This window comes from Nocardia sp. NPDC006630, from assembly GCF_040611495.1.
Classification (GTDB): Bacteria; Actinomycetota; Actinomycetes; order Mycobacteriales; family Mycobacteriaceae; genus Nocardia.
Genome location: NZ_JBEXOK010000021.1, coordinates 1 through 12,369, shown reverse-complemented (window position 1 = coordinate 12,369; position 12,369 = coordinate 1). Strand labels below are relative to the sequence as shown.

11 protein-coding genes are annotated in these 12,369 nt (G+C 65.8%); 3 read left to right on the top strand and 8 right to left on the bottom strand.

What is annotated here, in order from left to right:
* The first annotated feature begins 83 nt into the window (after nucleotides 1-83).
* Nucleotides 84-587 (top strand): Lrp/AsnC family transcriptional regulator, encoded by a 504-nt coding sequence (locus ABZX86_RS38895; protein WP_355131259.1) that lies wholly within the window; start codon nucleotides 84-86, stop codon nucleotides 585-587.
* A gap of 43 nt (nucleotides 588-630) precedes the next feature.
* Here ABZX86_RS38895 and ald read toward each other — a convergent pair whose 3' ends face one another.
* From ald to ABZX86_RS38860, 7 genes are all read right to left on the bottom strand, one after another.
* On the bottom strand, nucleotides 631-1,737 hold the full coding sequence (gene ald, locus ABZX86_RS38890) for an alanine dehydrogenase (RefSeq protein WP_355131257.1): 1,107 nt from the start codon (nucleotides 1,735-1,737) through the stop codon (nucleotides 631-633).
* A gap of 201 nt (nucleotides 1,738-1,938) precedes the next feature.
* Nucleotides 1,939-3,546 (bottom strand): NAD(P)/FAD-dependent oxidoreductase, encoded by a 1,608-nt coding sequence (locus tag ABZX86_RS38885; protein ID WP_355131256.1) that lies wholly within the window; start codon nucleotides 3,544-3,546, stop codon nucleotides 1,939-1,941.
* Nucleotides 3,543-4,115, bottom strand: coding sequence for an SRPBCC family protein (locus ABZX86_RS38880; protein WP_355131254.1), 573 nt, complete (start codon nucleotides 4,113-4,115; stop codon nucleotides 3,543-3,545). The genes ABZX86_RS38885 and ABZX86_RS38880 overlap by 4 nt, the downstream gene beginning before the upstream one ends.
* Before the next feature lie 13 nt (nucleotides 4,116-4,128).
* On the bottom strand, nucleotides 4,129-5,709 hold the full coding sequence (locus ABZX86_RS38875; RefSeq protein WP_355131252.1) for an NAD(P)/FAD-dependent oxidoreductase: 1,581 nt from the start codon (nucleotides 5,707-5,709) through the stop codon (nucleotides 4,129-4,131).
* Nucleotides 5,706-7,247, bottom strand: a complete 1,542-nt coding sequence (locus ABZX86_RS38870; RefSeq protein WP_355131250.1) for an NAD(P)/FAD-dependent oxidoreductase — start codon at nucleotides 7,245-7,247, stop codon at nucleotides 5,706-5,708. Before ABZX86_RS38870 ends, ABZX86_RS38875 begins: the two co-directional genes overlap by 4 nt.
* A gap of 7 nt (nucleotides 7,248-7,254) precedes the next feature.
* Nucleotides 7,255-8,115 carry an SDR family NAD(P)-dependent oxidoreductase gene (locus ABZX86_RS38865; RefSeq protein ID WP_355131248.1) on the bottom strand — a complete coding sequence of 287 codons (861 nt, stop codon included), beginning with the start codon at nucleotides 8,113-8,115 and terminating at the stop codon, nucleotides 7,255-7,257.
* Complete coding sequence (locus ABZX86_RS38860; RefSeq protein ID WP_355131246.1) at nucleotides 8,112-8,969, bottom strand: SDR family NAD(P)-dependent oxidoreductase; 858 nt, start codon at nucleotides 8,967-8,969, stop codon at nucleotides 8,112-8,114. Before ABZX86_RS38860 ends, ABZX86_RS38865 begins: the two co-directional genes overlap by 4 nt.
* A gap of 218 nt (nucleotides 8,970-9,187) precedes the next feature.
* On the opposite strand from ABZX86_RS38860, the gene ABZX86_RS38855 reads away from it, so the two are divergent.
* Both ABZX86_RS38855 and ABZX86_RS38850 read left to right on the top strand, forming a co-directional pair.
* The gene (locus tag ABZX86_RS38855) at nucleotides 9,188-9,859 is read left to right on the top strand and encodes a TetR/AcrR family transcriptional regulator (protein ID WP_355131244.1); all 672 of its coding nucleotides are present in this window, start codon (nucleotides 9,188-9,190) and stop codon (nucleotides 9,857-9,859) included.
* A 54-nt stretch (nucleotides 9,860-9,913) separates the two neighbouring features.
* On the top strand, nucleotides 9,914-11,320 hold the full coding sequence (locus ABZX86_RS38850) for an AarF/ABC1/UbiB kinase family protein (protein ID WP_355131242.1): 1,407 nt from the start codon (nucleotides 9,914-9,916) through the stop codon (nucleotides 11,318-11,320).
* Here the strand turns inward: ABZX86_RS38850 and ABZX86_RS38845 are convergent.
* Nucleotides 11,317-12,369 (bottom strand): (Fe-S)-binding protein (locus ABZX86_RS38845; protein WP_355131240.1); only part of this gene is annotated, 1,053 nt, incomplete at its 5' end. The genes ABZX86_RS38850 and ABZX86_RS38845 overlap by 4 nt on opposite strands.

Below are 12,369 nucleotides of genomic sequence, written 5' to 3'. Positions count from 1 at the left end.
CCTACTACGTAATGTTTTGGAGCCTCGAAGATTCCTCTGCTTCTACCCCTTGGTAGCGAAGGATCTTCGGTACTCTTCGGGTCATGAGGAAGGTTTCGTCGCCCGTGGTTCCGGCCGCGCCTCGCCCTCGCGTCTCGCTCGACGCCATCGACCGGCTGCTGCTCAGTGAACTGGCCAAGGACGGCCGGATCACCAATAACGCGCTCGCCGCCCGCGCGGGGATCGCGCCCTCGACCTGCCTCGGGCGGGTGCGCGCACTCGTCGAGTCGGGTGTGATTCGCGGGTTCCACGCCGATATCGATCCGGCCGCCCTGGGCCGCGATCTGCAGGCCATCATCGCGGTGCGGGTGCATTCCGGGGCGCGCGGCCACCTGGCCGAATTCGGTGAGCAGATGGCGGCGCTGCCGGAGGTGGAGAACGTCTACTTCGTGGCCGGGGTGGACGACTATCTGATCCACGTTGCCACCGCGGATTCCGGTGAGCTGCGCCGATTCGTGCTGGAGCACCTCAGTGCGCACCCGGCGGTCGCGTCCACCCAGACCATTCTGATCTTCGAGCACGTCCAGCCGGGCGGAGTCGCTTCCTGACCGGGCGGTTCGCTAACCCTCTGCGGCACTGCCCTTTTCGAGACTAGGCCGCAAGGGTGTCGACCAGGTAGCCGTGCGCTGCCGCGACCGATTCCGACAGCAATGCCCCGGCATGCGTGCTCAACCCAGCTGCCAGGCCCGCATTGGCGGCCACCGCACCGCGCCAGCCCTTGTCGGCCAGCGCAATCGCGTAGGGCAGTGTGGCATTGGTGAGCGCGACGGTCGAAGTGTGGGGCACGGCTCCGGGCATATTCGCCACGCAGTAGAACAGCGAATCGTGCACCCGGTAGGTCGGGTCGGCATGGGTGGTGGGATGTGAATCCTCGAAGCAGCCACCCTGGTCGATAGCGATATCGACCAGCACGGAGCCCGGTTTCATCTGCGCCACAAGCGCATTGGAGACCAATGTCGGGGCCTTGGCGCCCGGCACCAGCACCGCGCCGATCACCAGGTCCGCCTCGCGCACCAGGTTCTCCACCTCCAGGCGATTGGACATGACGGTGCGCACCGCCCCGCGGTACAGGTCGTCGATTTCCCGGATGCGGGCGATATTCAGATCGAGCACGGTGACGTCGGCGTGCATACCGTGAGCGACGGCAATGGCATTGCGGCCGGACACACCCGCGCCGAGCACCACGACCTTCGCGGGACGCACGCCGGGCACACCGCCCATGAGCACACCGCGGCCGCCACCGCTGCGCATGAGGTGGTACGCACCCGCCTGCGGAGCCAATCGGCCGGCGACCTCACTCATCGGAGCGAGCAGCGGCAGCGAACCGTCACCGGCAGTGACGGTTTCGTACGCGAGGGAGGTGATGCCGGAGGTCAGCAGCGCATCGGTGCATTCCTTGGACGCGGCCAGGTGCAGATAGGTGAACAGCGTCTGGCCCGCCCGCATCCGCGAATAGTCCTCGGCCACCGGCTCTTTCACCTTGAGCACCAGATCCGCAGTCCCCCAGATCTCGTCGGCGGAATCGAGCACCCGCCCGCCCGCGTAGCCGTAGGCGCCGTCCTCGAAGCTGGATCCGGCACCGGCACCGGCCTCGATATAGACCTCATGACCCCGGGCGACCAGCTCGTGCACACCCGCCGGTGTACACGCGACCCGGTATTCGTGGTTCTTCACTTCACGCGGGATTCCGATCTTCACACGCACTCCTGACGTCGTCTCGAGCTCTCGGCGCGGCCACTGCCGCCTCAGGAGTGAGTGTGAAGAAACTGCGGAACTCTCACAATAAGGATGAACATACTTCTATACATCCGGATGATTCGCTCTACACATTCGATGCGAGCGCCGATTCGCACCAATGCTATGAATCATCTTCGGCGCCTCGGCCTGGCCTGTACGGGCTCAGCCTCGCGCCAGTTCGGCGGAGGAGGCAGCAGTGGGGACATCGACCTCGACCCGCCGGCCGTACCGGTAATCCTCGCGATCGAAGCGGGTGGCCTTGCGATAGGTCTTCACCAGCGACCAGGGGCGGATATAGGGCGATTTGCCCTGCGAATTCACGAAGTAGGTATTGGAGCCCTCGCATCGAGTTTCCAAGTAGTAGGACAGATTTCGTCCGCTGCGGATCACCCCCTGATGGAACCGCTCCTGCGCCTCCGGCCGCACCTCCACGGTGACCGCGCCACGGCGGCGGGTCTCGTCGATGACCGCGGCGATGTGGCGCATGGAATTCTCGACGAAATAGTGGAACGCGGTGCCCGTCCAGGAGTACGGGCCGATCATGAGGAAGCGGTTCGGAATACCGGCGACCGAGGTGCTGTAGTACGCCTTGAGCTCCTCGGTGTTGTAGAAGACGCCGAGGTCGAAACCGTCACGGCCGATGACGGTTCCGGGCTTGTAGCTCTCCGGATCAGAGAACACCTCGTACCCGGTCGCCACGATCAACGCATCGATGTCCCGCTCGGTACCGTCTGCGGCGCGGATTCCGTTCGGCGTGATCTCCGCGATCCCCGTGGTGATCAGATCGACGTTCTCACGATTGAGCGTGGGCAGATAATCACCGCCGGCACCACCTCGGATGCACACGATTCCGAAGCCCGGGCGCAGCACCTCTCGGGTCTTCTTGTCCTTCACCTTGTATCGCACCCAGCCCGAGTACGCGTGACGGCCCAGGAAGTCCACTGCGCGAGCACCGGCTTTCCATACCGGCGCCGGCGTGTAGATCGCGAAGCGCAGCAGCGAATCGACCACCGCCTGCGCCAGTCCGTTGGCAATGGCGGAGCCACCGGGCAGGGCGAGCAGCCGCTGCATCCACGGGCGCAAGACGAAATCCGGCTTCGGCAGGTACACCTGCGGGGTCCGCTGATAGATATCCAAACGCGCGACCTGAGCGGCGAGTTTCGGCGCGATCTGCATCGTGCTGGCGCCCACGCCGATGATGCCGACCCGCTTACCGGTGAAGTCGTACTCGTGATTCCAGTGGGCCGGATGCATGGAAACCCCGGTATAGGAGTCGAGTCCGGGAATGTTTGGCCGCGTCTTCGGATTGATGTACGCGCCGACGGCGCTGATCACGAAGCGGGCGGTGATCACCTCACCGGAGTCCACGTGCAGCCGCCACAGAGCTTGATCCTCATCCCATTCCTCGCGAATGATGCTGGTGTGGAAGCGCATTCGGCGCGGCAGGTCGTACTCGGCGGCGACCTGCTCCAAATACTCCAGGATCTGATCGCGTTTGGCGAAGAGCCGATCCCAGTCGGGTTTGCGGGCGAAGGAGAACTGGTAGGTGGTGCTGGGGATATCGCAGCCGGCATCGGGATAGCTGTGGCTGTACCAGGTGCCGCCGAGCCCGCCCACGCGGTCGAGAATGAGGAAGTCGCCGATCCCGATCTCCTGGAGTTTCACTCCCGCGCAGATGCCGCCGATTCCGGCGCCGATCACCACGACCTCGTACTGCGGCGATTCGGTGGTGCCGGTGAATTCGGCGGTGTGTCCATTGCTTCGGGTCATTTGACACCTTCCTCGGTCTGATGCCGGCGTGCGACGGCGGCGACCCGACGGCGGAAAAAGGGCCCCACGCCGCCGAACCGGTAGGCGGTCCGCCATACCGACGGGAACCAGGTGGAGAAACGCAGGGGCAGGCGCGGCGTGACCGCGACGGTCCACACCACCTTCGTCCGGCCGTCACCGAGGTCGGCGAAGGTCTTGTCCTCGGCGTACTGGCGCACCAGCAGGTACTGCATCCAATTGCCGCTCACCACACCGAAGGTGATGCGCTGGTTGGGTTCGTACCGCCAGAAGTGTTCGCGTTCGACCCAGAGGAAACGCCACGGCGCGAACACCGAGCCCATTTCACGCACCACGCCGACACCACGCGCAGGCGAGTCGTACTGCACCCCGACACCGGGGAACGGCAGCCAGCTCCAGGCGCGGTCGTCGTCAATGGCGGTCCAGACGGCTTGTACCGGTGCGTCGAAGGTGCCCTCGATGGTGAAAACCAAAGCGGCGCTGTTGAACACGGAGTCGTCCACCGGTGTCGATGCGGTGTGCTGCGTATGCAGGAATGAGGTGATGGTCATGATGGTCTCCGGGTCAGGTGTGGGTGATCGGCGCCCGCGAAGCGCCCACGGGCTGTGCTTCGCCGCCGGGTTCGGACACAGCGGTTCGCGAGGTGGTGTACCGGTAGTGATCGAGCGGGAAATGCCGGTTGCTCCAGTACATTCCGGCCTGGGTGGTGGCGCGGAAGGCCGGACCGTCGCCCTGATAGTTGATGTAATACGTGCGAGAGTCGGCACAGCCCTGCTTGAACAGGTAAGTGTTCCGGTTGCGGGCGTACATGCGGGCGAAGTACTCGTCGTGCGGTTCCTGGCGGATCTGCACGCGGGTGGCTCCCCGCCGCCGTGCCTCGCCGATCGCCCGGGCGCTGTGCGCCGCGGTCGCCTCGATGAGCGGGATCACCGAACCCGGCGCATAACCGTAGGGGCCGAAGATGTGGAACATATTGGGGAAGGCCGGCACCGATACGCCCTCGTACGCCTGGTACTTGTTCGTATCCCAGAACTCGCCCAATTCGATTCCGCCGCAGCCGTATACGGGATACGGCGGTGTCGCGCCCTTGTCCATGACCTGGAAGCCGGTGGCGGTCACCACCATGTCGAACTCGCGGTGTTCGCCGTCCTCGGTGACGATGCCGCCGGGGGTGAACCGCTCGATCGGTGTGGTGACCAAGTCCACGTTGGGGCGGGTGTAGGTCCGGAAGTAGGCGTTGGATATCGACGGCCGTTTGCACCCGAGGCGATAGGTGGGGGTGAGCGCTCGCCGCAGGGTGCGATCACGAATCTGGGTGAACAGGTACGCCTTCAGGAATGCCTCGCCGGTGCCCAGTACCGCCGAGGTCAGACGCGGATAGTCCGACAGCGCCAAACCCAGGCCCAGAAACGCATTGACCGCGACATTGCCGATCAGCCGGACTGCCTGCTGAGCCGGTGGGAAGTCGAGCATCCGATTGCCCGCCGTGCCCATCGGGAAGTCCGGTTTGGGCGCGACCCAGATGGCGGTGCGCTGGAATACGGTCAGCTGCGCCGCCAGTTCGGCCAGCTTCGGAATCACCTGCAGGGCAGTGGCTCCGGTGCCGATGACGGCAACTCGTTTGCCCCGGTAGTCCTGGGAATGATCCCAGCGCGCGGTATGCATCAGCGTGCCGGTGTAGGCGTCGATATCGGCAATGGCGGGCGGCTTCGGCTGTTCGAGCGCTCCGACGGCGCTCACCAGGAATCGAGCGGTGAGCTCGGCGCCGTCGGTGGTGCGCACCCGCCACAGATCGGCGGCCTCGTCGAAGCGCGCCTCGGTCGCGCCGCACCCGAGTCGCAGTTTGCCGCGCAGGCCCTGACGATCGGCCACCTCCTCGGCATAACGCTGAATCTCGGTGCCGGGGGCGAAGAATCGCGACCAGTTCGAGCGCTGCTGGAAGGAGAAGTTGTAGATCGGCGAGGGAACATCGACGGCGACTCCCGGATAGGTATTCGCATTCCAGGTGCCGCCGACCCGATCCCACTTGTCGATGATCAGGAAGTTCTCGATACCCGCACGGCGCAGCGCGGTCCCGGTGCCGAGACCGCCGAATCCCGCGCCGATGACCAGCACGTCATAGGACGGTGTGAGGGTGGAGCTCATAGGACCCTGGCCTTTGTTCTGTTCCCGTATCGGTAGTCGTCGAGCGGGAAGCGGCGATTGCCCCGGCTCGCCTCGAAGAAGCCGGACGGGCGGACATAGGTGCTGTCGCCCTGGGAATTGCGGTAGTACGTCGGGACATGACCGTTGAGGTCGGCCAGGTAGTAGCGCAGTGCCGCGCCACGACGATGCACCTGGCGGTGGTAGGCCGCGGCGGCCTCCGCCCGGACCTCGCACCACGGCGCACCGCGCCGGCGGGTCTCGGTAATGGCGCGCACCGCGTGATCGGCGGTCATCTCCACGAAGGCATGCCATCCCGATCCGGTCCACGAGTACGGGCCGACCAGGGTCCAGCGGTTCGGCAGACCGGGCACCGACACGCTCTGATACGCCTGCAGGCCCTGTTCGTTGTAGAACTTCGCCAGATCGAATCCCGCGCGGCCCAGCACCGTTCCCGGACGGTAGGTCTCCGGATCGGAGAACACCTCGTAACCCGTCGCCAGGATGAGCGCGTCGAAACGGTGCAGCGTCCGGTCGCCGGTGCGGACGCCGGTGGGGGTGATCTTCTCGATGGGCGTGGTCACCAGCGTGACATTGTCCCGGTTGTAGGCGCGCAGATAGCCGTTCGAGAGCGTCGGGCGCTTGGCGAGCACGCCGAAGTGCGGCGTGAGCGCGTCCCGGGTCGCCGAATCGTCGATCACCCGCGCCAGGTAGCGGCGATACAGCGCCTGGCAACTCGCGTCGAAACGATTCATGACCGGATGCACCACGGTGCCGGGCATGCCGACGATGGCGCGCAGTACCAGATCGACCACGACCAGCGCGCCGCCGTGCACCACCCGCTGAAGGCCGGGGACGGCCAGAACCCGTTGCAGCGCAGCGGGAATCCGGAAGTCGGGCTTGGGCAGCGACCACACCGGTGTGCGCTGGAAGACGGTCAACTCCCCCACGTCCGGCGCAATGGACGGAATGATCTGTACCGCACTGGCGCCGGTGCCGATAATGCCGACCCGCTTGCCGGACAGGTCGTACCCGTGGTCCCAATCGCTGGGCCGCAGTACCTTGCCCTTGAACGAGGCCGCACCGGCGATGCCGACATCGGCCTTCGGGCGAACGAACGCGCCGACCGCGCTGATGACGAAGCGCGCCGTCACCGTGGTGCCGTCGGCCAGATGTAATCTCCACCAGCCTGTTTCGTCGTCCCACTCCTCGCGCTCGACCTCGGCGCCGAAGCGCACCCGCTCGTGCACACCGAACCGGTGCGCGACCTCGACGTGGTACTCCTTGACCTCCGGGCCGAGCGGGAACACCCGGCTCCAGGTCGCCTTGCGGGCGAACGAGTACTGGTAGGCCAGTGCCGGAACGTCCACGCCCAGACCGGGATAGTGATTCTCGTGCCAACTGCCGCCGACCTCGCCGGCGCGCTCGAGCACGATGAAGTCGTCGATTCCGGCCCGGCGCAGTTTCACCCCGGCCGCGATGCCGCCCGGCCCCGCGCCCACCACGGCGACCTCGTACTGCGGATTGTCCGTGTCATTCATGGTTGTCTCACTTCATGATTCGATTCAGCAGCGGCTGAAGGCCCGGCAGCAGCCGATCGGCGAGATCGAAGGATCCGAGGCTGCCGACCGCGCGCACCAGGCCGGGCGAGAGACGGAAGGCTCCGTATCCGATCCACGCCTCCGGATTCACCGGAACCACGGCCGGATTCCGGTGGATCGCGCGTTCGATGACCCGCGCGACCTTGTCCGGGCCCGCGAAGGCCAGCCCCTGGACCCGACCGGCGTCGGCACGCCAGGCGGCCTGCCGGTCGGCATCGAGTCCCGCGCGCTCACCATGGGCGATCAGGTCGGTCCGGATGGCGCCGGGGCAGATGGCCGTGACCCCGATTCCCTTGGGCCGCAACTCCACTCGCAGCGCCTGACTGGCCAGCAGCACCGCGGCCTTGGCCGCCGCATACGCGGGAATGTACTTGGCGGGGAAGAACGCCGCCGCGGACGAGAGGTTGACGATATGGCCTTCGATTCCGGCGTCGATCATCTGGCGGGCGAAGACACGGGAGCCGTAGATGACGCTCATCAGATCGACGTCGACGGTGCGCTGCCACTGTGCCACGGTCGTTTCGACGAATCCGCCGGTATTCATGATTCCGGCATTGTTGATCAGCACATGCGCCGGGCCGAATTCGCTGCGCACCCATTCGGCGCATGTGTCCCATTGCGCTTCGTTCGCGACATCCAGCCGATAGGAATGCGCACTGCCCGCAGCGGCTGCGATCTCGTCGGCCACCGCCTGCGCGGCGCTCTCGTCGATATCGGCCACCACCACCCGGTAACCGGTCCGCGCGAGCAGGCGGGCCGTCTCACGTCCGATGCCCGCGCCGCCACCGGTCACGATCGCCGTTCTCATCGCTGACCACCCAGCACTCGACCCGACAGTTGAACAGCTCTCTCCGCCACAGGCATTCGCGCCAGACCCGTGACCCCGCGCAGCAGTCCGGGGGCGAGCCGGGACAGATACCACCCGGCCCAGGCCTCGATTCCCACCGGCACGGTCGCGAGATTCCAGCGGATCGCGCGCTCGATCGCACTCGCGACCTTGTCCGGGGATCGGCCGAAGAGCTGTTGTGCCCGATCGAGTTTCGAGCCCCAGTCGGCCTCGGCCAGGGCATCCGCTCCGGCGCGGGTGCCATTGGCCGAGAGTTCGGTGGCGATCAGACCGGGGCACACCGCGCTCACCCGGATACCCCGGCCCGCGAACTCGGCGCGCAGCGCCTGGGTGCCCATCCAGGCTCCGGCCTTGGCGGTCACATACGAGGGGGCCAGCGCGGTGGGGAGAAAGGCTCCGACGGAACAGATATTCACAATGGCGCCACGGGTATTCGCCTCGGCCATCTGCTGGACGAACACTCGGGAACCCCACAGCGGGCCCATCATGTTGACCGCGATCATGCGCCGCCAGTCGTCGCCGCTCTGCTCCAGGAATCCGCCCGAGATCAGGATTCCGGCATTGTTCACCACCACATCCGGCACACCGTGATCGCGGCGCACCGAGGCGGCGAACTCCTCCCAGGCGACGGCGTCGGCGACGTCGAGGCGGCGGAACTCCGCCCGGCCACCGGCCTTGCGCACCAGCGCGACGGTCTCGTTTCCGGTGCGTTCGTCGATATCGGCGACGATCACCGTCATACCGCGACCAGCGAAACGCAGGGTCGTCGCCCGCCCGATCCCGCTGCCGGCGCCGGTCACCACTGCCACGGTCATGACCGGCATCCCCATCGCGTCATCGCGGGCGGCTTCGGTTGCGTCATGAGCGACTCCTTTGTCATGAACATCCGCTTCCACGAATGCCTCGTTGATCAGCACTCAATTAGCGGACGAATACGTCATCAAACTAAACCGTCTCAGACAGAAGCGCAAGAGTTGATCCGGCGCGCACGCGGTCGGCCATCCCCCGCCGACGGGCGCATACGATGTGCTGGATGACCGAACCAGCCAAGCGCGGCCGCGGGCCCGGCCGGCCGCGCGATGAACAGAACACCGAGCGGCGACGCCGTGAGCTCATCGAGGCCGCCTACCGGGTATTCACCACCAAGGGTTATGCAGCTGCCTCGACCGCGGATATCGCCGCCGAGGTGGGCATCGGTTACGGCACCTTCTACCGCTACTTCGACAGCAAGCGCGCGATTCTCGACGATGTCGTCGACTACGGACTCGACCGGCTGCTCACCGAAATCGCCGGGGACGTCTTCGAACCCGCGGCGCTCGATCATGAGATCACCGTCGACGAACTGATCCGGACCTGGTCCGGGGCCGTCGAGCGGATGTGCCATATCGCCGAATCCGATCCGGCGCTCATGCAGGCCATGCTGTTCGAACTGCCCGGCATCGACGACGAACTCAATACCAGAATTCTGGGCCTGGGCGGCATACTCGCCGCCACCGTCGACCGATTCCTTTCCCGCGCAGTCGATTCCGGTGTCATCCGCGACGATGTGAATACCGGCGATGTCGGCTGGATGCTGCTGGCGCTGACGATTCCGCCGGTCATGCGCACGCTGCAGGGGGGCGGCGAAACCGATCGGCGACGCTATATCGATACCGCGGTGGCGGTACTCACCCCCGGTCTGCGGAGCCTGGAAGCGAACTCCTGATTAGCCGACGACCTCGTCTGCTAATCTCGGCGGGTCGCTGAGAAGAGGTCGTTGATGGCGAAGGAAATCCCCACCTCGAGGGCGCGGCGCGGCGCGCAGCTGGGCAAACTCATTGCCGGACAGGCTGTCCGGGGCGCGGGCGTGACGCTGTCGATGGTCCGCGATTCCGATGCGGAACATATCGCCCGGACCGAACGCGCACTCGCCGATGCCGCCGAAGACATAGTCACCGTGCTGGGCAGTATGAAGGGCCTGGCCATGAAGGCCGGGCAGCTGCTGTCGATGTTCGATCTGCTGGCGGCCTTCGGGATCGAGTCCCTCCCGCCTCGGCAGCGCGAACGCTTTCAGCGAAAACTCGCCGCCCTCTACGACCAGAGCGCGCAGGTCCCGTTCGAGCAGATGCGCAAGGTGATCGAGGCCGATTACGGGCGTCCGATCGATGCGGTGTTCAGCGAATTCGACAGGCAGCCGATCGGCGCGGCCTCCATCGGGCAGGTCTACCGCGCCCGGCTCGCCGATGGGCGCGCGGTCGCGGTCAAGGTGCAGTACCCGGGCATCGATGTGGCGATCCGGGCCGATATCAAGAATCTCGCGCTGGTCATGCGCATGCTGCGCACCGTCGCCCCGGCCGTCGCGGGCCATGCGCTCGTGCGGGAACTGGCCACCCATTTCGCGGACGAGGCGAACTACCGCACCGAGGCCGAACATCATCGGACCGTGGCCGAAATGTTCCGCGACCACCCGTTCATTCGTATCCCCGCGATCGAGACCGAATTGTGCACCGCGCGCGTGCTGGTCACCGAACTCGTGGAGGGGCTGCGCTTCGAGGAGATCGCGGCACTGCCCGACGCCGAGCGTGACCGGGTGGGCGAGATCCTGCTGCGCTTCTATGTGGGATCGATGATCCGGGAGCGCCGCTTCACCGGCGATCCGCACCCCGGCAATATCCTGCTCGCACCCGACGGCAAGGTCGCCTTCCTGGATTTCGGCCTCTTCAAGCATATGGACGAGACCGCCGTGGATTTCGAACTCGACTGCGTCCGAGCAGCTGCCGAATATCGCGGCGCCGCGCTCCGAGAACTGTTCGTCGATTACGGTGTGCTGGAACCGAACTCACCGGCCACCGCGGACCAGTGCCTGCGGCTGGTGCACGAGGTCTCCGGCTGGCTGCTCACCGATGCCGATATCCGCATTGCCGAGGATGCGGCAGCCACCTCCATCCTCGCCTTCGTCGATCCGCGCCGCGGCTACTTCGAGAACTGGCGCCGCGAATACGCCCCCGCCGAACACGCTTTCGCCCGCCGCGTGGAATACGGCACCCTCGCCCTGCTCGGCAAGCTCCGCGCCGGCGGCAACTGGCACCGCATCGCCCGCGAATGGTTCTACGGCGAACCGCCCCGCACCGAACTCGGCGTGCTGGAACATGATTGGCTGCGAGCAATCACCGCCGACGTGGACTAGGCATCAGCCGGAGCGGGCCTGGCACCAGGCTTCTTCGCAATGCCCTTCATGGCGAGACCCTTGGCAGGGGCCGCCACAGCTGGTTTCGCACCGGGGGCTTTCAGCCCGCCCTTCATCCCCAGGCCCTTGCCCGCGGCCGGAGCAGCCTTGGGCTCGGCCGCAGCCTCTTCGACCACAGCCTCGGCGACCGGCTCGGGCTCGGAAACCGGTTCCGGCTCCTGCACCTTCGGTTGCTGCACCACCTTCAGGTTCTCCGTCAGCACAGAACCCTCGACCCGAGTGATCGAGTCCAGCATCAACTGCGCGACATCCACGACCTCGACACCCTGACCGACCTCGCCACCGTCCTTACGAGCGGTCACACCATCGGTCAGCATGACCCGGCAGAACGGGCAACCGGTCGCGATCAACGACGGCTCGTTCCCACCCTGCAACGTATCCAGGGCCTCATCGACCCGGTCGACGTTGATGCGCTTGCCCAGATTCTCTTCCATCCACATCCGCGCACCACCGGCACCACAGCACATCGAACGCTCACCATGGCGCGGCATCTCGACCAGCGTCGAGCCGGAAGCTTCCATCAACTCACGCGGAGCGTCGTAGATCTTGTTGTGCCGACCCAGATAGCACGGGTCGTGATAGGTGACGTTCTTCGCGACCGGCGACACCGGCACCAGATTCTTGCTGCGCACCAGGCGGTTCAGCAGCTGCGTGTGGTGCACCACCTCGTAGGAGCCACCCACCTGCGGGTACTCGTTGTTCAAAGCGTTGAAGCAATGCGCACAGGTGACGACGATCTTCTTCTTCGACGCCTCCACACCCTCGAACACCCCATCGAGGACCGCGATGTTCTGCATCGCCAACTGCTGGAACAAGAACTCGTTACCCGCACGCCGCGCCGAGTCACCGGTGCAGGTCTCTTCCTGACCCAGCACCATGAACTTCACCCCCGCGGTCGCGAGCAGTTCCGCGACGGCCTTGGTGGTCTTCTTGGCGCGGTCTTCATACGCACCGGCGCAACCGACCCAGAACAGGTACTCGTACCCGTC

What these genes read in the sequence shown, in the direction of transcription:
- ABZX86_RS38855 (WP_355131244.1), top strand. Translation starts at nt 9,188, where the DNA reads ATGACCGAACCAGCCAAGCGCGGCCGCGGGCCCGGCCGGCCGCGCGAT.
- ABZX86_RS38860 (WP_355131246.1), bottom strand. Translation starts at nt 8,969, where the DNA reads ATGACCGTGGCAGTGGTGACCGGCGCCGGCAGCGGGATCGGGCGGGCG.
- ABZX86_RS38880 (WP_355131254.1), bottom strand. Translation starts at nt 4,115, where the DNA reads ATGACCATCACCTCATTCCTGCATACGCAGCACACCGCATCGACACCG.
- ABZX86_RS38870 (WP_355131250.1), bottom strand. Translation starts at nt 7,247, where the DNA reads ATGAATGACACGGACAATCCGCAGTACGAGGTCGCCGTGGTGGGCGCG.
- ABZX86_RS38875 (WP_355131252.1), bottom strand. Translation starts at nt 5,709, where the DNA reads ATGAGCTCCACCCTCACACCGTCCTATGACGTGCTGGTCATCGGCGCG.
- ABZX86_RS38865 (WP_355131248.1), bottom strand. Translation starts at nt 8,115, where the DNA reads ATGAGAACGGCGATCGTGACCGGTGGCGGCGCGGGCATCGGACGTGAG.
- ABZX86_RS38850 (WP_355131242.1), top strand. Translation starts at nt 9,914, where the DNA reads ATGGCGAAGGAAATCCCCACCTCGAGGGCGCGGCGCGGCGCGCAGCTG.
- ABZX86_RS38885 (WP_355131256.1), bottom strand. Translation starts at nt 3,546, where the DNA reads ATGACCCGAAGCAATGGACACACCGCCGAATTCACCGGCACCACCGAA.
- ABZX86_RS38895 (WP_355131259.1), top strand. Translation starts at nt 84, where the DNA reads ATGAGGAAGGTTTCGTCGCCCGTGGTTCCGGCCGCGCCTCGCCCTCGC.